At 67.3% G+C, this 21,778-nt stretch carries 19 protein-coding genes, 3 tRNA genes and 1 pseudogene; 14 read left to right on the top strand and 9 right to left on the bottom strand.

Annotated features, from left to right (window positions below):
* Positions 1–333: 333 nt before the first annotated feature.
* The 5 genes from ACZ3HL_RS03145 to ACZ3HL_RS03125 are packed head-to-tail and all read left to right on the top strand — an operon-like array spanning position 334 to position 5,108.
* A complete protein-coding gene (locus ACZ3HL_RS03145) occupies positions 334–1,491 on the top strand; it encodes a CaiB/BaiF CoA transferase family protein (protein ID WP_465416038.1) in 1,158 nt (385 codons plus the stop codon).
* Positions 1,492–1,501: 10 nt separating this feature from the next.
* A complete protein-coding gene (locus ACZ3HL_RS03140; protein ID WP_465416040.1) occupies positions 1,502–2,266 on the top strand; it encodes a crotonase/enoyl-CoA hydratase family protein in 765 nt (254 codons plus the stop codon).
* 1 nt (position 2,267) lies between these two features.
* The gene (locus tag ACZ3HL_RS03135) at positions 2,268–3,014 is read left to right on the top strand and encodes an acetoacetate decarboxylase (RefSeq protein WP_465528472.1); all 747 of its coding nucleotides are present in this window, start codon (positions 2,268–2,270) and stop codon (positions 3,012–3,014) included.
* Positions 3,011–3,937: a 3-hydroxyacyl-CoA dehydrogenase NAD-binding domain-containing protein gene (locus tag ACZ3HL_RS03130; protein ID WP_465528470.1), complete on the top strand. Its 927-nt coding sequence runs from the start codon at positions 3,011–3,013 to the stop codon at positions 3,935–3,937. The genes ACZ3HL_RS03135 and ACZ3HL_RS03130 overlap by 4 nt, the downstream gene beginning before the upstream one ends.
* Position 3,938: 1 nt before the next feature.
* Positions 3,939–5,108, top strand: coding sequence for an acyl-CoA dehydrogenase family protein (locus ACZ3HL_RS03125; RefSeq protein WP_465416046.1), 1,170 nt, complete (start codon positions 3,939–3,941; stop codon positions 5,106–5,108).
* A 57-nt stretch (positions 5,109–5,165) separates the two neighbouring features.
* Here the strand turns inward: ACZ3HL_RS03125 and ACZ3HL_RS03120 are convergent, their stop codons facing one another.
* Complete coding sequence (locus tag ACZ3HL_RS03120) at positions 5,166–6,524, bottom strand: neutral zinc metallopeptidase (RefSeq protein WP_465528468.1); 1,359 nt, start codon at positions 6,522–6,524, stop codon at positions 5,166–5,168.
* Positions 6,525–6,835: 311 nt separating this feature from the next.
* Between ACZ3HL_RS03120 and ACZ3HL_RS03115 the strand changes: the two genes are divergently transcribed.
* On the top strand, positions 6,836–8,089 hold the full coding sequence (locus tag ACZ3HL_RS03115) for an HNH endonuclease signature motif containing protein (RefSeq protein ID WP_465528466.1): 1,254 nt from the start codon (positions 6,836–6,838) through the stop codon (positions 8,087–8,089).
* A gap of 438 nt (positions 8,090–8,527) precedes the next feature.
* Here the strand turns inward: ACZ3HL_RS03115 and ACZ3HL_RS03110 are convergent, their stop codons facing one another.
* Together ACZ3HL_RS03110 and ACZ3HL_RS03105 are read right to left on the bottom strand one after the other, a co-directional pair.
* Positions 8,528–9,727 (bottom strand): LCP family protein, encoded by a 1,200-nt coding sequence (locus ACZ3HL_RS03110; RefSeq protein WP_465416052.1) that lies wholly within the window; start codon positions 9,725–9,727, stop codon positions 8,528–8,530.
* Positions 9,728–9,901: 174 nt separating this feature from the next.
* Positions 9,902–10,645, bottom strand: a complete 744-nt coding sequence (locus tag ACZ3HL_RS03105; RefSeq protein ID WP_465528464.1) for an SDR family NAD(P)-dependent oxidoreductase — start codon at positions 10,643–10,645, stop codon at positions 9,902–9,904.
* A 100-nt stretch (positions 10,646–10,745) separates the two neighbouring features.
* Between ACZ3HL_RS03105 and ACZ3HL_RS03100 the strand changes: the two genes are divergently transcribed.
* Positions 10,746–11,372: a TetR/AcrR family transcriptional regulator gene (locus tag ACZ3HL_RS03100; RefSeq protein ID WP_465528462.1), complete on the top strand. Its 627-nt coding sequence runs from the start codon at positions 10,746–10,748 to the stop codon at positions 11,370–11,372.
* A gap of 87 nt (positions 11,373–11,459) precedes the next feature.
* Complete coding sequence (locus ACZ3HL_RS03095; RefSeq protein WP_465416692.1) at positions 11,460–12,971, top strand: MDR family MFS transporter; 1,512 nt, start codon at positions 11,460–11,462, stop codon at positions 12,969–12,971.
* 97 nt (positions 12,972–13,068) lie between these two features.
* Here the strand turns inward: ACZ3HL_RS03095 and ACZ3HL_RS03090 are convergent, their stop codons facing one another.
* The gene (locus tag ACZ3HL_RS03090; protein WP_465416059.1) at positions 13,069–13,320 is read right to left on the bottom strand and encodes a WhiB family transcriptional regulator; all 252 of its coding nucleotides are present in this window, start codon (positions 13,318–13,320) and stop codon (positions 13,069–13,071) included.
* A gap of 179 nt (positions 13,321–13,499) precedes the next feature.
* Here ACZ3HL_RS03090 and ACZ3HL_RS03085 point away from each other — a divergent pair.
* Both ACZ3HL_RS03085 and ACZ3HL_RS03080 read left to right on the top strand, forming a co-directional pair.
* A pseudogene (locus ACZ3HL_RS03085) lies at positions 13,500–13,919 on the top strand (RNA polymerase sigma factor); the annotation flags it as partial.
* A 129-nt stretch (positions 13,920–14,048) separates the two neighbouring features.
* Positions 14,049–14,675, top strand: coding sequence for a sigma-70 family RNA polymerase sigma factor (locus ACZ3HL_RS03080; protein ID WP_465529093.1), 627 nt, complete (start codon positions 14,049–14,051; stop codon positions 14,673–14,675).
* A 3-nt stretch (positions 14,676–14,678) separates the two neighbouring features.
* Here the strand turns inward: ACZ3HL_RS03080 and ACZ3HL_RS03075 are convergent, their stop codons facing one another.
* Positions 14,679–16,052, bottom strand: a complete 1,374-nt coding sequence (locus tag ACZ3HL_RS03075; RefSeq protein WP_465528460.1) for an MFS transporter — start codon at positions 16,050–16,052, stop codon at positions 14,679–14,681.
* Positions 16,053–16,110: 58 nt separating this feature from the next.
* Between ACZ3HL_RS03075 and ACZ3HL_RS03070 the strand changes: the two genes are divergently transcribed.
* Positions 16,111–16,503: a MerR family transcriptional regulator gene (locus ACZ3HL_RS03070; protein ID WP_465416063.1), complete on the top strand. Its 393-nt coding sequence runs from the start codon at positions 16,111–16,113 to the stop codon at positions 16,501–16,503.
* Between the two features lie 7 nt (positions 16,504–16,510).
* Here ACZ3HL_RS03070 and ACZ3HL_RS03065 read toward each other — a convergent pair whose 3' ends face one another.
* Entirely contained in the window at positions 16,511–17,080 is a 570-nt protein-coding gene (locus ACZ3HL_RS03065; RefSeq protein WP_465528458.1) for a hypothetical protein, read from the bottom strand.
* A gap of 154 nt (positions 17,081–17,234) precedes the next feature.
* Between ACZ3HL_RS03065 and ACZ3HL_RS03060 the strand changes: the two genes are divergently transcribed.
* The 3 genes from ACZ3HL_RS03060 (at position 17,235) to ACZ3HL_RS03050 (ending at position 19,171) form a co-directional block, all read left to right on the top strand.
* A tRNA-OTHER gene (locus ACZ3HL_RS03060) sits at positions 17,235–17,297 on the top strand.
* Between the two features lie 6 nt (positions 17,298–17,303).
* A tRNA-OTHER gene (locus ACZ3HL_RS03055) sits at positions 17,304–17,451 on the top strand.
* Between the two features lie 106 nt (positions 17,452–17,557).
* Positions 17,558–19,171, top strand: coding sequence for a TROVE domain-containing protein (locus ACZ3HL_RS03050; RefSeq protein WP_465528456.1), 1,614 nt, complete (start codon positions 17,558–17,560; stop codon positions 19,169–19,171).
* Between the two features lie 375 nt (positions 19,172–19,546).
* On the opposite strand, the gene ACZ3HL_RS03045 is transcribed toward ACZ3HL_RS03050, so the two are convergent.
* From ACZ3HL_RS03045 to ACZ3HL_RS03035, 3 genes are all read right to left on the bottom strand, one after another.
* Positions 19,547–19,915, bottom strand: a complete 369-nt coding sequence (locus ACZ3HL_RS03045; RefSeq protein WP_465528454.1) for a hypothetical protein — start codon at positions 19,913–19,915, stop codon at positions 19,547–19,549.
* 294 nt (positions 19,916–20,209) lie between these two features.
* Positions 20,210–20,680 (bottom strand): hypothetical protein, encoded by a 471-nt coding sequence (locus ACZ3HL_RS03040; protein WP_465528452.1) that lies wholly within the window; start codon positions 20,678–20,680, stop codon positions 20,210–20,212.
* A gap of 909 nt (positions 20,681–21,589) precedes the next feature.
* Positions 21,590–21,666, bottom strand: a tRNA-Ile gene (locus ACZ3HL_RS03035).
* Positions 21,667–21,778 lie beyond the last annotated feature (112 nt).

The following is a 21,778-nucleotide window of genomic DNA, read 5'->3' as shown; positions in this document are numbered from 1 at the left end:
CCGCGGGTCCGCGGGTGTGGGCAACGCCTCTTCCCAACGTTTCATGGTGGCTATTGTGGATTCCCCAACGCTTCCAGCGACGGCCAGACGCACTGCACGGGGTTCTCCGATGTCGCGAAAGTGGCTTTCGCAACATCCGGGGCCGGCACTCGGGCAGCCACGACACAACGACACGGCGCCCACTCCGAATAACCGCACACTCGCGACCACGATCCCACCCCAAGAATGGTATGACCACCGCGGTCATACCATTCTTCGTTTCTTGATCATTCCCTTTCCCTCGATTCACTCCTAACTTCGGTTGTAGAGCGAACAACGGCGAAGGGAAGCAAAATGACTCAGACCGCCACCGGACCACTGGACGGCGTTCGCGTGATCGACCTCTCGACGGTGGTCATGGGCCCGTACGCCGCGCAGATCCTCGGCGACCTCGGCGCCGACGTGATCAAGATCGAGTCCCCCGCCGACACCGTGCGGGTGGGCAAGTTCCGCACGACGCCGGGGATGACTCCGCTCAACCTGAACGTGAACCGCAACAAGCGCAGCGTCGCCCTCAACCTCAAGGACGAAGAGGAACGCGATCAGGCGCTCGAGCTGATCGACACCGCGGACGTACTGATCACCAACATGCGCCCCGGAGCGCTGAGCAGGCTCGGCATGGACTACGCCGACCTCGCCGCGCGCAACCCCGGCCTGGTCTACGCCCACGCGCAGGGTTTCCGGGGCGACTCCGACCGCGCCGGGCACGCCGCCTACGACGAGACCGTGCAGGCGTCGTCCGGGCTCGTCGACGTCGCGAACCGCGCGCTGGGCAAACCGGTCTACCTGCCGACGATCATCGGCGACAAGGTCTCCTCACTGACCATCGCCTACACCGTGCTCGCCGCGCTGGTGCACCGCGACCGGACCGGTGAGGGCCAGCGGGTCGAGATCCCGATGACGGACACGCTGATCGCGTTCAACCTCGTCGAACACCTCGCTGGGCACGTCTTCGAGCCCGCGGAGGGCCCGACCGGCTTCGGCCCGTCGCTGAACCCGGGCCACCAGGCGGTGCACACCAAGGACGGGATGGCCTGCGTGATCCCGTACAACCCGCGGAACTTCCGCGACTTCTTCCACGCCGCCGGGCGGCCGGAACTGGCCGAGGACCCGCGGGTCAACGGCGACGCGATCGACGGCGCCGACCACGAGGCGCTGGCCGCGATGATCGCCGAATGCGCCCCGGCGCTGACCACCGAGGAGTGGACCGAGGTCTGCGCGAAGCACAGCATCCCGATGGCCCCCGTCCTCGAACTCGACAAGGCGCAGGACGACGAGTACGTCCGCGAGGGTCACCTGCTCGACGTCGTCGAGCACCCGAGCGAGGGCTCGATCCGCACCATCGGCATCCCGGTGAAGTTCTCTCGGACCCCCGGTTCCGTCCGGCGGCTGGCTCCCCTCCCGGGTCAGGACACCGAAGAGGTCCTGCGCGAACTCGCCACCACTCGCTGAGGAAGAAACCATGAGCACCGAAGTACGTACGGAACGGGTCGGCGGCACGCTGCTGATCACGATCGACCGGCCATCGGCCCGCAACGCGGTGAACGCCGCCGTCGCGGCGGGCCTGGCCGAAGCACTCGACCTGCTGGAGTCCGACCCCGCGCTGCGGGCCGGAGTCCTGACCGGCGCGGACGGCTCGTTCAGCGCCGGAATGGACCTCAAGGCGGCGTTGAAGGGCGAGTCGCCCGAGATCCCCGGCCGCGGGTTCGGCGGCCTGACCGAGGCCGAACTGTCGAAGCCGCTGATCGCGGCCGTCGAAGGCTGGGCGATGGGCGGCGGATTCGAGCTGGCGCTGGGCTGCGACCTGATCGTCGCCGCCGAAGACGCGAAGTTCGGGCTGCCCGAGGTCAAACGCGGCCTGATCGCCGCCGGCGGTGGCGTGATCCGGCTGCCGAAGCGGATCCCGCACCACCTGGCGATGGAGTTCCTGTTCACCGGCGAGCCGATCGGCGCCGAACGCGCCGGAACCCTCGGTCTGGTGAACCGGGTCGTCCCGAGCGGGGAGGCCGCCGCGGTCGCGCTGCAACTGGCCGAACAGATCGCCGCCAACGCTCCCCTGGCGCTGGCCCTGGTCAAGAAGATCGTCCGCGCGGCGGACGGCGTTCCCGACGCGCAAGCGTTTGCCACCCAGCGTTCGGAGCTTCCGGCGCTGATGAACTCGGCCGACGTCCGCGAGGGCATGCGGGCCTTCGCCGAGCGTCGCGCTCCACAGTGGACAGGTGAGTGAGATGAAACAGCAAGACGTTCTCCGGCAGGTGACCACGCCGCTCACGAACCCGGCCTACGCGCCGGTGGTGCCCCGGTTCACGAACCGCGAGTACCTGAACATCGTCTACCGCACCGACGCCGGCGCCCTGCGCGCGGTCGTGCCGGAGCCGCTGGAGATCGACGAGCCGCTGGTGCGGTTCGAGGTGATGAAGATGGGCGACGTCAGCGGTTACGGGCCCTACACCGAGTCCGGACAGGCGATCCCGGTGAGTTTCGAGGGTGAGCGCGGCGAGTACCTGCACGCGATGTACCTCGACAACTTCCCGGCCACCGCGTCCGGCCGCGAGATCAGCGCCTACCCGAAGACCATCGGCTCGCCGCGGTTGTTCGCCGAGAACGGCGCGCTCGTCGGGACGCTCGACCACGGCAGCCAGCGCGTCGCGACCGCGACAATGGGCTACAAGCACCACCGGCTGGACGTGACCGACGCCGAAGCGCAGATCACCGTGCCGACGTTCATGCTCAAGATCATCCCGGACTACGACGGGTCGCCCCGGGTCTTCGAGCTGGTCCGCACCGAGATCACCGACGTGGTGGTCAAGGAAGCGTGGACCGGACCGGCCCGATTGCAACTGTTCCAGCACGTGCTGGCCCCGCTCGCCGATCTCCCGGTGCTGGAGGTCGTTTCGGCGAGCCACATCCTCACCGACCTGACACTCGCCCCGGTCAAGCCGGTCTACGACTACTTGAAGGGAGCTCGGTCATGACCTTCCGGAACGCCGCGGTGATCGGCGCAGGCACCATCGGCCTCTCGTGGACGGCGTTGTTCGCCGCACACGACATGGAGGTCCGGGTCTCGGACCCGCGGCCCGATCTCGCCGACGCCGTCGCCGGCGCGCTGGAGACGTTCGCTCCGCATCTCGGCCGGACCGTCGCGGACCTCGCTCCTCGCGTCCACCTCGCCGCGGACGTGTCCGAAGCCGTCCGTGACGCGGATGTCGTGCAGGAGAACGGACCCGAGAACGTCGAGTTCAAGAAGGACCTGTTCGCGACCCTGGTCCGCGAGGCGCCGTCGCACGCGCTGCTGCTCAGCTCGTCTTCGGCGATCCCTTCGTCCGCGTTCGCCTCGGAACTGGACGACGCGTCGCGGGTGCTCATCGGGCACCCGTTCAACCCGCCGCATCTGATCCCGCTGGTCGAGGTCGTGCCCAGTGAACGCACCAGCGCCGAGTCGGTGGACCGCGCCGTCGAGTTCTACCGGTTCGCCGGCCGCACGCCGGTGGTGGAACGCAAGGAGATCCCCGGCTTCGTCGGCAACCGGCTGCAGAACGCGCTGAGCCGCGAGGCGATCTACCTGGTGGAACAGGGTGTCGTGTCACCATCCGAAGTGGACGCGGTGATGACGAATTCGCTCGGCATCCGCTGGTCGACGGTCGGGCCGTTCCTCGGCTCGCATCTGGGCGGCGGCCCCGGCGGCTACCGGCACATGGCCGAGCACATCGGCAAATCGATGAAGCAGATGTGGGCCGGCCTCGGCACGCCTTCGCAGAACCCCGAAGAACAGGAACGGCTCATCGAAGCCGTCGAATCCGCTTACGGCTCCTCCACGTACTCGGAACTCGCCGAGACGCGCGACCGCAAGCAGCTCGCCGTGCTGTCCGCTTTGGACAGTGCCAGGGAGGAGAACTGAAATGACCGCAGACTTCTACGCCTACGAGGACCTGCTGCCCGAGGAAGAGCGCAAGCTGCTGCTCAAGACCCGTGACTTCATGCGCACCGAGGTCAAGCCGCTGGTCAACGAGTACTGGGCCAAGGGCGAGTTCCCGCACGAACTCGTCGGCAAGTTCCGCGAACTCGGCCTCGCCGGGCTGCCCTACGAGGGTTACGGCGAGCACCTTCCGGCCACCAGCCACCTGCTCAGCGGCATGATGGCGATGGAGATGACCCGCACGGACCCGTCCGTGGCGACGTTCTTCGGTGTCCACAACGGACTCGCGATGTACAGCATCTACTCGGGTGGCGACCAGGAGCAGCGCGATCGCTGGCTCCCGTCGATGGCGGCGATGGACAAGATCGGTGCCTTCGCGATGACCGAGCCGCTCGGCGGTTCCGACGTCGCGGGCGGCATGCGGACGACGGCGCGGCGCGAGGGCGACACCTGGATCCTCAACGGTGCCAAGAAGTGGATCGGCAACGCGACCTTCGCGGACCTGGTCATCGTGTGGGCCCGCGACGAGGAGGACAACCACGTCAAGGGTTTCGTGGTCGAGAAGGACTCGCCGGGGTTCGTGCCGGTCAAGATCGAGAACAAGTTCGCGTTCCGGATCGTGGAGAACGCGGAGATCACGCTGACCGACGTGCGGGTGCCGGAAGCCAACCGGTTGCAGGGCATCGATTCGTTCCGCGACGTCGCCGAGATCCTGCGCGCGACCCGCGGCGGCGTGGCCTGGCAGGCGCTGGGCGTGATGATCGGCGCCTACGAACTCGCGCTGGACTACGCCAAGGAACGCGAACAGTTCGGCCGTCCGATCGCGCGGTTCCAGCTGGTGCAGGATCTGCTGGTGAAGAGCCTCGGCAACATCACCGCGTCGTGGGGCATGCTGGTGCAGCTGGCAAGGCTGCAGGACGCCGGGATCTTCAAGGACGAACACTCGTCGCTGGCGAAGGCCTTCGTGACCTCGCGGATGCGGGAGGTCGTCGCCTGGGGCCGCGAGATCTTCGGTGGCAACGGGATCGTGCTGGACAACGACATCATGCGGTTCTTCACCGACGCCGAGGCGATCTACTCGTTCGAAGGCACGCGGGAGATGAACACGCTGATCGTCGGGAAGGCCATCACCGGCCAGAGCGCCTTCGTGTAAGCCTCGTTTCGCGCGTGAAGGCCCCCTTCCCTCGGCTGAGCCGAGGGAAGGGGGCCTTCACGCGCGGTACTTCTTGCCGCAGGTGTCCTGGGTGCCGGAGGCGAAACCGTCGCGGAAGGCGGCGACCCTGGCGAAGCCGGCCGGGAGTGTCCGGCCCCGGACGTCCGCCGCGATCAGGCTGTTCCGCGTCAGCATCTCCGCGATCGCCTCGTCGAGGTCTCCCGGTGACAACGCGAGGGCCCCGCCGTCCACGAGGGTCGACGCCCAAAAGCCGGTGAGGCACGCGGTGCGCTGCGCGGCCACCGGTCCGTCGAGCCGGAATCCGCCCTCCTGCTGGACCGCGAGCGTGTAGCGCGACGCGACCTCGGCGAACGCGGCGAAATCACCGATGCCGCCCTGTCGTCCCCGGCGCGGCGGGGTGCCGATGCGGACCAGGCCGTCGAGGTCGAGGTTGATCTGGTTGGACTCCGAGCAGTACGACGCGAGCGCGTCCTCCGCAGTCACACCGCAGGCGGCTCCGGTGGTGAGCGTCGGCGGGGTGGCCGCGAGGCGGAAGGCCCGCCGCAGGCTGGTGGTGAGGTCGGCGAGTGCCCGACGATCGTCGAGCCGGACGTTCTCCGTGGACGAACCGGATCCGGCTTGGGTGCTCCGGCCTTCGATTTCGCGCTCGTCGATCTTCGCGCACCGGGCGGGCCCGTCGGTGAAGCCGAACTGGAACGCGGACACCCGGTCGAACGCGTTGCCGTGCGCGCCGTCGTCGTCGAAAGCCACGCCCGCGGAGTCCCGGATCTGGAACAACGCCGTGAGCACCTCGTTGAGCCCGCGGCCGGTGGACACCTGGAACATCGGCGACCGGCCCTCGGCCACCCAGCGGAAGTACGCCCCGGTGTAGCAGTCGGCCTGCTGCTCCTTGACGATCGACGGACTCGAAGCGGGCAGACCCAGCCGGAACTGGACGGCGTGGCCGATCTCGTGGGCGAGTACGGCCATGACCGCCGCCGGGCCGAGGGAATCGTTGAGCGACGGCAGCAACTCCCCGCGATCCCAGGCGACGACGTCCTGCCCCGAGCAGTAGAAGGCGTTCACCAGCCCGGCCGTCGAAGCGCCGCAGAGCACGCGGCCACGGCCCGCCGAATCGTAGGAGACGAGAGTGGCCAATGGCCGAAACTCGCGCTTGAAGGTCGCGGGCAGATGCTCGCGCCAATACCGCTGGACGTCGGCGACGGCGTTGGCCGCGAGCCTGTCGATCTCACCGCCGTCCCCACCGTCGACCGGGAGACCGGCGTCGAGCACGCCGGGTTTGAGACCGCTGGGGCCGTCGGTGATCTCAAGCCCGGCGATCCGGGTGGGATCCACCGGTTGCGCCACTCCGCCCACGGTCGCGGCACAACCGGCGAGACAGAGGGCGAGACTCATCAGAATCGTCCAGCGCTTCATCACACCGTCCCCGTCTCCGTGAGCACCCTGACGGCAGGGACACGGACGGCGGCGCGGCGCGGTTCAAAAGAATCTTGGGTGTTCCCGGGTGACTGGTGTGTTCGTCTCCCTGCTCTTGGACTCGATCCTCCTGAGACGGCGCGGGTTCCCCGAAGACCGCAATTAGTCGGCTGGGTGCTTGAGAGTAATCGTCGTTTCGCGACCGAATCACCCTTCAGTGTTGGTTCGCTCTTTTCGTTGTCGCTTAAAATTACGAACATTTGTTCTATTGTTTGCGGTATTCTGGAGAGGTGTCCGAGACCTTTCTCCCCGAGTTGCCGCAGGAGTTGTGGCGTGCCGGCAAGGTGGAGCTTGCGCATGGTGTGCAGCAGTCTTTGCGGGTGATTCGGATGGCGACTGCCGGTTTGGGGCAGTTTTTGGCGGAGATCGAGAATCGGGGCCCCAAAGACTTGTATGGGTATGGTCGTACGGATAAGTGGTTCGCGGATATGGCGGGGCTATCGGTGGGTGAGGCGCGTGCGGTGGTGAACCGTGCCCTCGCCTTGAACCCGACGCGGGCTTTGGATGGCACCGAGGTTCCGCCGGTCGCTCCCGCGACGGCTGTGGTCGCCGCTCAGGGGTTGGTCGGGGATGAGCGGATCGATCAGATCCTGGAGATCTTGAAGCGGCTTCCCGCCGACACCTCCACCGAAGACCGCGCCACCGCGGAGAAGATCCTCGCGAACCTTGCCCGGGAGGCCGGTCCGCAGCAGTTGGCGGACGCCGAGGCGAACCTGCTGGGCTGGCTCGACCCCGACGGCAAAGAACCGAAAGATCCCGAACCGAAGGAACCGCGCCGGGAAATCACGTTGGAGCGCCGTAAGGACGGGTTCTGGAAGCTGACCGGTCTTTTGGACGATGAGACCGGGGCTCGCACCGCCGCCGCACTGGAGGCGCACGCTCAGCCGCGGCCGGTGGACGAGTTCGGGCAAGCCGATCTGCGGATGAAGTGCGAACGCCTGGGAGACGCCTGGGTCGATCTCCTCGACTTGGCGATCGCCTGCCCGGACCAACCGGGAACCAGCGGCTACCGCACCTTGGTGCACGTGACCATCGGGCTCGATGAGTTGAAGTCGGGTCTCGGGACGGCGTATCTGGATTTCGTGGGGACGATGACCGCCCGCGAAGCCCGGCTCGCCGCCTGCGACTGCCTCATGCTCCCCGTCGTCATGAGCGCCGCCGGAGAACCCCTGGACATGGGACGGCTGCGACGGTTCGTCACCCCAGGCCAAAGACGCGCGTTGAACATCCGCGACGGCGGCTGCGCCTTCCCGGGCTGCCATCGGAAACCGAAGAATTGCCACGCCCATCACATCGTCCATTGGGCAGACGGCGGGCCCACGGATCTTCGGAATCTGGTGCTGCTGTGCGGATTCCATCACCGGTTGATTCATCACGGTGACTGGGCAGTACGGATGGCCGCCGATGGGTTACCGGAGTTCATCCCACCTCAATACCGGGATCCGCTTCGACAACCCCGGCGCAACACCCTGCACCACCGCTGAACCTGCGAGGAGCCCGTCGGCCACACCGGTGACGGGCCCCTCGGCATGCCCACACAGTCGTGCGTGACCGGACCGATCACGCACGACTGTGTGGATTTCGGGACATCCAACGTCCCGAAATCCACACAGTGCACCACCAGCGGTCCGACCACGACCGAAGGACCAGCGCTCGCGCCCTGGCCGGAATCCGGCGTCGCTCCGAAGGCGCAACCAAACGCTCACCTCAGGCCGTAACCCGCTCGTACAACGTCCGCCCGTGCCCCACGCTGCGTCGGCCCGAAGGCGCAACTAAACGCTCGTCCGGCGGATACTCGGCGCCAGCACACCTTCCGGCACTTCGCGTCGTCACCGGGCGCACGACCGGCATCCCCGATGAACTGCATCGCGTGCGCCGCCGCGGCATCTCCCCCACCACAGAACCCCGACGGGCCCGACCGCTCAGTTCACGCAACCCGCCATCGCGGACGGCGTGGAAGCAACAGAAGACGAAGGCGGCGCGGCGACAGAAGACGTGGCCGCGACCGGTTTGATCCCGATCCCGCCGGTCGGCTCCCCCACCGCGGCGACGCTCGTCGCGTTCAGCGCGGCCTTCACGAACGCCTGCACCTCGGCAGGGTCCACCTTCACCGCGTCGCCGTCCGACGGCGTCGGCAGGGAGAGACTCTGGACCGGGATCGTCTGGAACTTCAGCGCCCCGGAACTCATCCCCCGCAACTGTTGCGCGAAGCTGAGCACGTCCCAGCCGCGGTCGAGCACGACCGAACCCTGGATCGCGCCGACCAGGGCGCCCAGCCGGGTGGGGTCGGTGAACGTCCCGGCGTCCAGGACGGTCTTGGCCATGCTCGAAAGGAACGCCTGCTGCCGGGCGATGCGGTCGAGGTCGCTGGGCAGCCCGTGCCGCTGCCGCACGAAAGCGAGCGCCTGCGGGCCGGAGAGCAGCTGCTTGCCCGCCGGGAACGACGCCCCGGAGAACTTGTCCTGCACCGGTTCGTTGAGGCAGACCTCGACCCCGCCGACGGCTTCGCTCAGCGCGGAGAACCCGGCGAGGTTGACCGCCGCGTAGTGGTTGATCGACAGACCGGTGAACCGCTCGATCGTCTGGATCGTGAGTTTGGCGCCCGCCTCGTTGGCCTTGACCTCGAGCTGCGGACCGGACAGGCCCTGCGCGCGCAGTGAGTTCATCGCGGCGTTCTTGCCGCGGCTGTACGCCGAATTGATCTTGTGCTTGCCGAGCCCGCCCGCGATGTCCACATAGGAATCGCGCGGGATCGAGATGGCCGTCGCGCCGGCTCCGCCCGCCGGGATGTGGACGATGATCATCGTGTCGGTGGTGTCACCGCCGTCGTCGCTGTCGCCGGCGTGCAACGCGTCGAGGACGTTCTGCGGCAACGGGTTCCCGTTCGTGTCGGTGCGGGAGTCGATTCCGACGAGCAGGATGTTCTGCGCCACCTTCAGCGGTTCCCCCGCCGGGCCTTCGGGCATCTGGGCGGAGGGCGCGATGACGTCGGCAGTGACGATCGCTTGGTCCAAACGGCTCAGCTGGGTCCAGGCGAAACCCGTGACACCCAGGACGGCCGTCGACACCAGGCCCAGTGCGACGCGGCCGCCGATCCGCCGTCCTCGCGACGTGAGCAGCACGACTTCTCCCCGCTTCCGTGAATGATCCCCCGCATTCGAGGATCACCGCGTTAGCTGGGAATTACCTGAGAAACGTGTCATAACCGGGTCTTAAAGCCCGTTCGGAGCAGCCGGAGTGATCAAGCAGACAACCGGCCGCGACACCGAGTACCGGACCGACCGCGCAGCGCTCCCCTACCGGGGCATCCGTCGCCAGATCGCCCGTGGCACCACGCGCATCACCGAGAACACCAGCCTCAGAAGTCCCGGCACCCACACGGTTCCCCGGCCCTTCCGGAGCGCGGCGACCGTCGCGTCGGCGACCTGATCCGGGGTACTGGAGAACGGCGCGGGCGACATTCCCTCGGTCATCCGCCCGATCACGAACCCGGGCCGGACGAGCAGGAGGTGCACGCCGGTGCCGTGCAGGGCATCGGCCAGGCCGCTCGCGAAACCGTCGAGACCCGCTTTCGCCGATCCGTAGACGTAGTTCGCCCGCCGGACCCGTACCCCGGCGACCGACGAGAAGACCACCAGGCTTCCGTTTCCTTGCTCACGAAGCACATTGGCCACATGCGTCAGCACACTCACATGAGCCACATAGTCCGTGTGGACGATCGCGACGGCGTGGGCGGCGTCCGCTTCGGCGCGCGCCTGGTCGCCGAGGATTCCGAAAGCGGTGACGACGACGTCGAGCGGCCCGTGGTCCGAGGCGACCTTCTCCAGCAAGGGGCCGTGCCCGGCGAGGTCGTCGGCGTCGAACTCGACGGCTTCGACGGTTTCCGCCCCCGCGGCCAGCAGCCGCCGGGATTCCGCGCCGAGGTCCGCGCTCCGTCGTGCGGCCAGCACGATCCGGCGCGCCCCGCCCTTGGCGAGCCGTTCCGCGACCGCGAGGCCGATCTCGCTGCGTCCGCCCAGTACCAGCACCGTTCCGCTCACCCGCCGCAGTCTGCCAGGCGGCCCGGCGCCGTTCGCCAGTGGCACGCTTCACAGACTGCAATTTTGCAGTATCTGCATCTTTAAGCGTATCGTGGTGCTCATGCCCGAACCCGTCAAAGGTCTCCGCGAGCGCAAGCGGCTGGAAACCCACCGCGCGCTGGCGACCACCGCCGTCCGGCTCGTCGCCGAACGCGGCCTGGACCAGGTGACGGTCGAGGACATCAGCGCGGCGGCGGGGGTTTCACCGCGCACCTTCTTCAACTACTTCGCGTCCAAAGAGGACGCTGTCGTCATCGCGCACGCCGACAACGCCGAGCGGACCCAGCGCACCATCGACAAGTTCCTTGCCACGCCGAAGGAAGTCAGCACTCCACGTGCTTTCGTCGACGCGTTGAAGGAAGACTTCGCCCAGGTCGACGAGAACCGCGAAGAGTGGATCGGCCGGATGAAGGCCATTCAGGAGAACGCCACCCTCCATTCGCGCGCGGTGGCCATGAACCACGACACCATCGCGCCGCTGATCGAGGCGATCGCGCGCCGTACCGGCGTGGATCCCAAGGCCGAGCTGTACCCGGCGCTGCTGCTGTCCACGCTCGGCGGCGCGGTGAACGCCGTGCTCATGCTCTGGTACCAGCACGACGGCCGGGTCTCCGCGCTCGATCTGCTGGACGACGCCGTCGAAACGCTTCTCGCCGGGCTCCCGGAGCCCGGCGGCCGTGCGCGCTGACGCGCCCGGCACCACAGAACACGAAGGGGGACGCCCATGTCCGTATCCATGACCGAACCACGGGAACCGGAGGCCCCGGCGGGCTCGATGGACCGCAGACAGGTCCTCGAAGCGATGTCGGGGCTGATGATGGGCATGTTCGTCGCCATCCTCGCCTCTACGGTGGTCGCGAACGCGTTGCCGCGGATCGTCTCCGAACTCGGCGGCTCGCAGGCCTCCTACACCTGGGTGGTCACCACCGAACTGCTCGCGATGACCGCGACGGTTCCGCTCTGGGGCAAGCTTTCCGATCTGTACAACAAGAAACTGCTGATCCAGCTCTCGCTCGGCCTGTTCGTGATCGGTTCGCTGGTCGCCGGGTTCGCGGGCAACATCGAGCTCCTGATCGCCAGCCGGGTCGCGCAGGGCATCGGCGCCGGCGGGCTCACCGCGCTCGCGCAGGTGATCATGGCCGCCATCGTCTCCCCGCGGGAGCTCGGTAAGTACTCCGGCATCTTCGGTGCCGTGTTCGCCGTCGGGACCATCGCGGGCCCGCTGATCGGCGGCGTCATGGTGGACACCTCGTGGCTCGGCTGGCGCTGGTGCTTCTTCCTCGGCGTCCCGTTCGCGGTCGCGGCGATCCTGCTGCTGCAGCGCACCTTGAACCTGCCGACGATCAAACGTGACGTGAAGGTCGACTATCTCGGCGCGTTCCTGATCATGGCCGGTGTCTCGACGCTGCTGGTCTGGTCGTCGCTGGCCGGGCACCAGTTCGCCTGGGGCTCCTGGTGGACGGCAGGCCTGGTGAGCGCCGGCGTGATCGTCCTCGCCCTCGCCGTCTACGTCGAGTCGAAGGTGGCCGAACCGATCCTGCCGCTGGGCCTGTTCCGCAACCACACGGTCGCCCTCACCACCCTGGCGAGCTTCCTCGTCGGTGTCGCGATGTTCGGCGGCACGGTGTTCCTGTCGCAGTACTTCCAGCTCTCGCTCGGCAAGTCGCCGACGGTGGCCGGGCTGCTGAGCCTGCCGATGATCTTCGGCATCCTCGTGTCCTCCACGGTCTCCGGCCAGCTGATCAGCCGGACCGGCAAGTGGAAGAGCCACCTGCTGCTCGGCGCGGCGCTGATGACCGCGGGCCTCGGCCTGCTGGGCACCATCGACGCGAAGACGAACCTCGTCGTCCTCGGCGCGTACATGGTGCTGCTGGGCGTGGGCGTCGGCATGCTGATGCAGAACCTGGTCCTGGTTTCCCAGAACGACGTCGACGCGCACGACCTCGGCACGGCGACGTCCACGCTGTCGTTCTTCCGCAGCCTCGGCGGTTCCATCGGGGTGAGCGCGCTCGGCGCGGTGCTCGCGAACCGGGTCCTCGCGCTGATGAGCGAGAAGCTCGGACCGCTGCCCGGCGGCGAAGGCGGCGCGGTGCCGAATATCGCCACGCTGCCCGAACCGGTCGCGAACGTCGTCCGCGAGGCGTACGGGGAGGCGACCAGCGAACTGTTCCTGATCAGCGCGCCGATCGCGCTGCTGGTCGTCGTCGCCGTCGCCTTCCTCAAGCACAAGCCGCTCAAGACCCAGTCGGGCAACGAGCGGCTGGCCGAGGAGACCGCCGCCGCCTGACGGCCATGACAGAGGGGCCCGGTTCACGGAACCGGGCCCCTCTTTTTTCGCGCGCACGAAGACCACGGCGGAAATTCGGCAACATGATCGAATGCTTTCAGGCGGCACTGCCGACGCGAATCACGTGGCGTCGCTCGCTACCGGTCAGCCCGCCGAAGACGCCATGGGCCAACCCGTTTTCCACGGCGTAAGCCAGGCAGGCCGATGTGACCGGGCACCGGGCGCAGACGGCCTTCGCCCTGGCAGCCTGCCGTGCGCCGGGGCCGGTTTCGGTGACCGGGAAGAACAGTTCGGGATCCTCACCGCGGCAAGCGGCCTCGCTCAGGTCACCCGCCATCCTCGTTTCCATTTTCCTATCACCTCCTTTTTTCCGATTTTCTCTTCCTCGTCAAACGACTTCCGGGTATCCGGCCCCGTACGCCACGCAAACATCACCTTGACCGAATCGTTACACTCAGCGGCCCGCTCACTGCACCTGTCCCTGTGAGGGCATTCGCGTCAGGCAGCGGAGAGCGGTGAGTGCGGGTGATGGGCCACGACGGGTTCGACGAGTTCTTCCACGCCGAATTTCCGCTGCTCACCGGCTTCTTGTGCAAGGCGGGCTTCGCGCTGGACCCCGCGCGGGACGCGGCCGCGGAGGCGATGCTGAACGCCTACGAGGGCTGGCAGGGCATCGCTCAACCGAAGGCCTGGGTCCGCCGAGTCGGGCACCGGCGGGCGAAGGAACGGACAGCGTCCCGGGACGACTGGGTCTTCGACGACGCCGGCCGGGAGGACAAACTCAGCGCCCTCGCCGACGAGGCGTCGTCCGTCCTGACGATGCTGGGCAGGCTGCCGAAACGCCAGCAACTCGGCATGGCGTGGGCGCTGGACGGCTACTCGTCGCGGGAGATCGCCGGGGTGCTCGGCATCGCGGACGAGGCGGTCGGCGCGACCCTCCGCCACGCGCGTGGTCGTCTGGCGGAGCACGACCCCGCCTTCGTCGACCACCTGGACAGCGCCAACAGCGCCTTCATCGACGCGCTGAGGACGGGCCTCGACGTCGACGACACCCTGTCCCGGATCAAGAACCGCGCGATGATCAGGGAACTCGCGCTGGTGGCGCCGGGCACTCCGGCGGAGTCGGAACCCGAACAGGTGACGCCGTCGCGCTGGTACACCCTCGACGAACCCGTCGCGGCCGCCGGACGAGGTGACCGGCGGGCGCTGAACCAGCTGCTGACCACCATCCGCCCGCTCGTGATCCGGTACTGCCGGGCGCGGATCGGCAGGCAGGAACGGACCTACGCCTCGGCGGACGACGTCGCGCAGGAGGTCTGCGTGGCGATCCTCCGCGCGCTGCCGACCTACCGCGAACGGGGGCGTCCGTTCCTCGCCTTCGTCTACGGCATCGCCCACCACAAGGTCGCCGACGCCCGGCGCGCCGCCGCCCGCAACCGCACCGAACCCGTCGCCGAAGTCCCCGACGGGATCTCGGAATCCGCCGGCCCGGAACAGCACGCGCTGCACAACGAATTGAGCGACCGCATGGGCGAACTGCTGCGGATCCTGCCGGACAGACAGCGGGAGATCGTCGTGTTGCGGATCGTCGTCGGCCTGTCCGCCGAGGAGACCGCCGGTGTGGTCGGCTCGACGCCCGGGGCCGTGCGGGTGGCGCAGCACCGGGCTTTGACGCGTTTGCGGAAAATCCTCACGGATACCTGATCGTCACGCGTCCGGCCGCCTGCCGGCGAGTACGGCGAGTCCGCACAGCACCACCACACCGATCGCGGCGACCACGGCGAGTCCGGCGGTGAAACCGTGGCCCCGCTGGACGAAGGTGCCGACGCTGCCGAGGACCGCGACCCCGAGCGCCAGCCCGAACTCCACGCTGGTCTCCGACAACGCCGACGCCGCACCGGCCCGGCCCGGTGGTGCCGCGCCGACCACGATCTCCGTGCTCAGCGCCATCACCGGGCCCAGGCCGAGGTAGATCAGCACGAGACCGGCGACCAGCGGCGTGATCCCCTCTTCGGCCGGGGTCAGGGCCAGCACGCCGAAACCGAGCGCCGACACCACCAAGGACGACGCGAACAGGCGGTGGACCGGGATCCGGCGAGCCAGTGCCGGAGCAGCGACCGACGTGAGCACCATCGCGACCGCGGAAGGCACCAGCCACATCCCGGCCACGATCGGAGACAGATCCGCTTCCTGCTGGAGATAAAGCGCGGCGAACAGGTAGATTCCGGCGACGCAGGTGAGCGCGGCGAGGAGGACGAGGAGCGCGTTCCGGAACGGGCGCTCCGCGAACAGCCTGAGGTCGACCAAAGGCACGCGCAACCGCCGCTGCCGCCGCAGGAACACGATTCCGGCGCCACCGCCGAGCAGCAGCGCGGTCCCGCCCGCCACCACTGACCCGCCCTCCGCGAGATGCTTGATGCCGTAGACGATCGGCAGCACGGTCGCCAGGGACAGGCCCACGCTCGCGAGGTCCAGCTTGCCGGGCTCGGGGTCGCGGTGCTCCGGCAGCAGGAACGGGCCGGTGATCAGCAGCAGGATCATCACCGGGACGGCGAGCAGGAACACCGAACCCCACCAGAACCACTCGAGCAGCAGCCCGCCCGCCACCGGACCGAGCGCCACGCCGCCGGACAGGCCGGCGGACCACAGTCCGATCGCGACCCCGCGCTGTCGAGGATCGACGAACATGCTCCCGATCAGGGCGAGGGTGGACGGCATGAGTGTGGCACCGGCGATGCCGAGCAGCCCGCGGGCGACGATGAGCAGTTCGGCCGACGGCGCGTAGGCCGCCAGTACCGAAACGACCAGGAAGGCCGCCGCGCCGATCAGCAGGAGCCGCCGCCTGCCGATGCGGTCGCCCAGCGTGCCCATGGTGACGAGGAAACCGGCGACCAGGAAGCCGTAGGCGTCGGAGATCCACAGCAGCTGGCCCGGGCTCGGGGCCAGCTCGGCGGAAAGACTGGGAAGCGCCAAGTAGAGCACCGTGGCGTCCATGGACAGCAACGCGGTCGGCAGGACGAGCACGGCGAGGCCGAGCCATTCCCGTGGCCCCGCGGAGATTTCGAGTTGTCGGTCGGACATACCGTGACGCTAAAGTCTCACATAGATGTGAGAGTCAAGGGCGAGTTGCGGAGGGGCCGTGCGCATCAGCGAACTGGAACGCAGGACCGGTGTCAGCCAGCGTCTTCTGCGTTACTACGAGGAACAAGGGCTGCTGCGGCCGGAGCGTCTCCCGAGCGGCTATCGCGTGTACGCCGAAGACGACGTCACCACCGTGGAGCACATCCGCAACCTCCTCGCCGCGGGACTGTCCACCACCACGATCGCCGATCTGCTGCCCTGTATGGGTTCCGCGGGCGGTCAGCTCATCGCCGACTGCCCGGAGCTGTTGCTGGACCTCCATCGGGAACGCGCCAGGCTCAGTGCCGCGATCGCCGAACTGACCACCGCCCGCGGCACCCTCGACCAGGTGATCGCCACCGCACCGCCCGCCGTCGAGCACGAGGCCGCCCGGCTGGGCGGCCTCGGCTAGGACGGGCTCACGGGCGGCAGCGTTCCGCGGTCGCCGCGGCCGTCTTCAGCTCGGGAGCCCCCAGGATGGCCGCGACCGGGTCGAGCACGCCGTGCGTGTCCTTCTGGGCGGCCATGAGCCCGTCGACCGCACGGCCTTGCGCGGCGGTGTCGTCCTTCCCCGCCGCGTCCAGATCCGCCTTCGCTTTCACGGTCTTGTCCCGTGCCGAGGTGTACTTCGTGAGGAACTCGCGCTTCGCTGCGTCTCCGGCGGGAACCGGCGCGGCGGGCAGCGCACTGAGACCGTCGACCGTCTTGGCCAGGATCCCCGCGTAGTGCCCGAGTTGCGCGCTGGTGCTCTTCTTGATGGCCTCTACGGTTTCCCCGCTCGCCGACGGCATCGTGTTGTTGCCCTCGACGAAATCCTTGACCGCGCCGCAGAAACCGTTCATCCAGGCCACCGCCGCGGCCGGCTCCACGGCGGACGGCGACGGCGCCGGCTGCCGGGCGGACGGTGCCGGATCCGGCGCACAACCGGCCAGCACCGCGGTGGCCAGGACGATTCCCGCGGCAACCGATGTCTTGTGGGCAGCGCACATGTCCGTTCCCCTCTCCCCGGCTGCTGATCCCGCCGGCTCGAGGACAGTGACACGGCGGCACGCACGCCGTCTGCGTCATCTGACGCACAACGAGAGGACCGGTAATTCCGGCGACGTGGAAGCGAGCGCTCTGTTAGCTTGGGCGAGCACTCCCGGTGCGCAGGTAACGGTTACTTCCTCTTTCACAGGAGAGACGCGGGTTCGAATCCCGCCGCGGGCTCCGGCCCGCGTCGACCAGCGGCCAAGGTCACTTTCGTCACCGTCACCGACTATTTCTCGGGAGCCCACAACTTCAGCTGTGCCCGGTGCGCAGGAGACGGATACTTCACCGTATTCCAAGGGTCGCGGGTTCGAGCCCCGCCCGGCAGGCATCCTGCCGGTAGCTCAATCGGTAGAGCATTGGACAAGCACCGTCGCCGACTTTTTCTCGGGCCACATCCGGAGTCGAAGCTCCCCTCGAACGAAACGAGGGTCGAGGTGTCGAAGTTCAACACCGCGGGCACCCGCCCGGCGACGGGCTCACCGATCACCGGTGTTCGGAGCGGCCTCACCCACGAAGGCGGGGACGGCTACCGGCGGGACACCAGGTCCGAGCTGTTCCTGCTCGCCGTCACCGACATGGTCGGCGAGAACACCTTCTACGAGACGGGCGACGAGCGCGACACGCGTTATGCCGCCCTCGTCCGGAAGGCCGCGCTCGCCGATCCCGAGTGGACGGCGCGGTTCCTGCGCTGGCTCCGCACGGAAGCGAACATGCGCACCGCCGCGATCGTCGGCGCCGCCGAATACGTCCGCGCCCGGCTCACCGCCGCGACGGAAGACCGGTCGTACGCCGCCACCACCGCGAACCGCGCCGTCGTCGGTTCCGTGCTCCAGCGCGCCGACGAGCCCGGCGAGCTGCTCGCGTACTGGACCTCGGTGTACGGCAGGAAGATCCCGAAGCCGGTCAAGCGTGGTGTCGCCGACGCCGCCGTCCGGCTCTTCCACGAAAAGTCCTTTCTCAAGTGGGATTCCGACGCGCGCGCCTTCCGGTTCGCCGACGTCCTCGGCCTGGCCCACCCGGACCCGAAGGACGCGGCGCAGGACGCTCTCTTCAAGCACATCGTCGACGTCCGGTTCAACCCCGGCAGGGAGGTCCCCGCCGAATTGCCGGTCCTCGGCGCCCGAGCGGAGCTCATGGCGTGGGACGAGGAGAAGCGACGCGATCTGTTCCGCGGCCCCGAACTCGACACCGCGCGGTCGGTTCTCCGGCAGGCGGGCATGACGTGGGAGTCCCTGGCCGGCTGGCTCCAGGGCCCCGTGGACGCGCGCGCTTGGGAGGCCGTGATCCCGTCCATGGGCTACATGGCGCTCCTGCGGAACCTCCGGAACTTCGACCAGGCGGGCGTGTCCGACGAGGTCGCCGAACGGGTCGCGACGCGTCTGGCCGATCCGGAGCAGGTGGCGAAGTCACGGCAGTTCCCGATGAGGTTCCTCTCGGCGTATCGCGCGGCGCCGTCGCTTCGCTGGTCGTACGCGCTGGAAAAGGCGATCTCGGAGTCGCTGTCGAACGTGCCCCGCCTCGGCGGGCGGACACTGATCCTCGTCGACACCTCGGGTTCGATGAACGCCGGTTTCAGCAAGGACGGCACGCTGATGCGCTGGGACGCGGCCGCGATCTTCGGGATCGCTCTCGGCGCCCGCTGCGAGACGGCGGATGTCGTGTCGTTCTCGAACGGCTACTACGGCGGCACCGGTTCGAAGGCCTTCGACGTGCGCGGCGGTGAGTCGCTGCTGCGTGCGCTCGACCGATGGAAGAACGGCGGCTACTTCATCGGCGCCGGCACCGACACCGTCGGCGCGGTCCAGCGCCACCTGCGTCCGGAGCACGACCGGGTCGTGATCCTGACCGACGAGCAGCACTCGGCGGGCAACGTCGACCAGGCGGTGCCGAAGGACACGGCGCTGTACACGTGGAACCTCGCGGGCTACCGGCACGGCCATTCGAGGTCCGGCCACGGAAACCGGCACACCTTCGGCGGCCTGACCGACCAGGCCTTCCGGATGATTCCGCTCCTCGAAGCCGGCCGGAGCGCCGACTGGCCGTTCTGACCTCTTGGGTGGGACCGTCCTCATCGGACGGTCCTGCCCGGCGGCGCGTGGTCTTCCCGTCGACCGTCAAGGCGGGCCTTCGGGCGCCAGCCGATCGTCCATAAGGGACACCTAGACCCGGCTCTGGCGCGAAAATGCGTTGGGTACCTTTTTCGACCCCGCGGCGCCGACCACTTCGGGAGCTCAGCGGCGGTTACGGCCCACGTCCCTTGTCGTTCAAGCGATGCGCGTTCAGGTTTCGGGGCTCGAACCGACGGCCAAAGGACCTTGAGACCGCAGATCCGGCAAGCCAACCAGTGTCGTCGAATACTAAATTTTTCCGTTTTTCGCAGGTCAACGCCAGTGCGGTGTAGACCGGCAAGCGCGACGGCCGCGCTAGACGTCTTGTCCACGGCGGTCATGCTCGGGGATGGCGGGTTCGCGCAGGACGAGGAGCACTCGATCAACCCAATCTCCGTCATTGATGAATACTTCGACTCGTCGAGATTTTCCGGTTAGCTGCACGCGCAGACATACAACGTCGTCAGAGTCGTGAGCCTTGACTTCCATTGATGGAACATTCAGCACACCTGCAAACTTCGAAACCAGCCCAGAAGAAGCGAATTCGGGAGCATCGCCATGGTAAACATCCACGCGCACCGGGCCATCGACATCAGCCTGCACTGCCACATAAAGCGAGTCATCCTCGAGATGAAAGGATTCATTGGCGGCATCCCAGGCATCATGGCCTGCCTTACTGGACACGTCCTCGAATACGAGCAAACCATGCTGAAAGAACGCAATTAACCCCCCTCCTTAGACCTCGATGTCCAGGTTTTCGAGTTCAGTTTTCTCAGAAGGCATAGCGATCAGCCCCCAATTGCCGTACGGTCCCGCATTGTTGCCTCATGGGGGTCACACACTGAGGACAGGCAGTGTGCCGCGCCCCCTCGGCACGGCCTGCGGGCTGCTGGTGGTCACGAACCCAGTTACCCTTCCCGCCGAGCACAACTCGGCAGGGCTCCCGTTTTCAGCTCTTCCGGAAGGCGCGAAATCTAATCAGCCCGATCGGACGAGGTCAGCAAGTTCGATTAGATACGCATTTGACCTCAAGTTGTCGTGAGCGGAAAACAGAACCTCGCAGGCAGAATCCAGAGCCCTGATTGGGGCCTCCCTCAATTCGAAGATAGAGACCGTTGAAACCACACTAGAAAAGCTATAAGACAGCTCCACCACGTCACCCACCTTCAAAGCCGATATTGAATCCTGAGTTTGCGAAGTCTCCACAACTGATTCACCAGACGATACGACTTCGCGGCGCAACTGAACAAGCATCAGAATGAAGTCCACAACAGGGAGGCCGGGCGTCCTCAAGTGAACCTCGTTGCACCCATCACCGATAACTACGTCGGAGCTGAAGTAGTAAAAAGTCAGGTCATTGCCCGTTAGTTCGCGAACCGAAAGCCCCGACAGGCCATCGGCATCCCAGGATGGGTCGTCGATACGAGGCAGGAATTCAAATGAAATCATCTCACCCCCTAGTGCATGAATTCGGCATCGCGGTGATGAAGTTACCTATCAACGGCGATTCTCATTCCATTCTGACCCATCGCACCCTGATCTGCCTCGCCCGACGACGCTGCGACGTCCTCTACGCCATGCCCGCAACCACACCCACTACCAACACCCCACCGCCCAAGCGGGCCGATACGAGGACGAGTCGGCATCGCCCGCCTCGAACCCACCGGCTTTGGCCCGGAGCCTCCGCCGAAGCACTTCAAGCTTGGAAACTGTTCGTCCACGAACCCATACATCGGCTCTGGGACTCTCACGGTGGCTGCGGCGTGCCGCAATGCTGCCCCGACCCGGCCGAACTGCGACGGACCCTAATCCTCGTCGCACACGCCTCATCCGCCCAAGGACACCAGAACCTTCCGGAAACCCACTCCCAGTTGACAACCAACATAGGGACACCGCCCGAAGTCGTGGCGATCAACATCTCGCACGAACCCTCGCGCAAGGCTACCGACAGACCTCAATTCCGTCGATGAGCCTGGCGCTGTCTTCTCCCCGCTGGCCGGTTCCGCACTCCTGGAACACACCGACAGAATCTAGCTGGGAGTGAGCGCCACAGCAGCCGCTCGTGCTCTTCCTGGCACAGCAAGCTGTTGCCGGAGCGATGTGCAATCGGCGAACCAGCTGGCCCGCGAACACACCAGCTTGCCCAGCTGTAGAAGCAAAGAACTCCGGACCTGCCGAAGTCCCCGCCGCAGCGGTTGTGACGAGGAAGCAGAAAAACTGCTACGCCACCAACCCGGCTCCGCAAAAGCGCTTCTCCTATCGGCACACCGGAGGAAACGGAGCCCAGCCACGATCAACGCCTAGGAGAAATTGCCGCCGAAGGGCCAACATCCCCGCAGGTCGGCAGCGATGTCGATATGGTGGGCCGGGTCGGGCTCGAACCGACGGCCAAGGGATTATGAGTCCCCTGCTCTAACCAACTGAGCTACCGGCCCCAACGGTGCCCTGACACCTCCGCGGGAGCCGTCCCAGCCCGATCAGCGGGTTTGCGAACGCACAGAAGTCCCAGTTCGCTCCAAGTTATCACAGCGCTCACCTGCCACGATC

This window comes from Amycolatopsis sp. NPDC000009 (assembly GCF_055563465.1).
The sequence above is the reverse complement of the archived record's forward strand: the minus strand, read 5'-3'. Positions and strand labels throughout refer to the sequence as shown.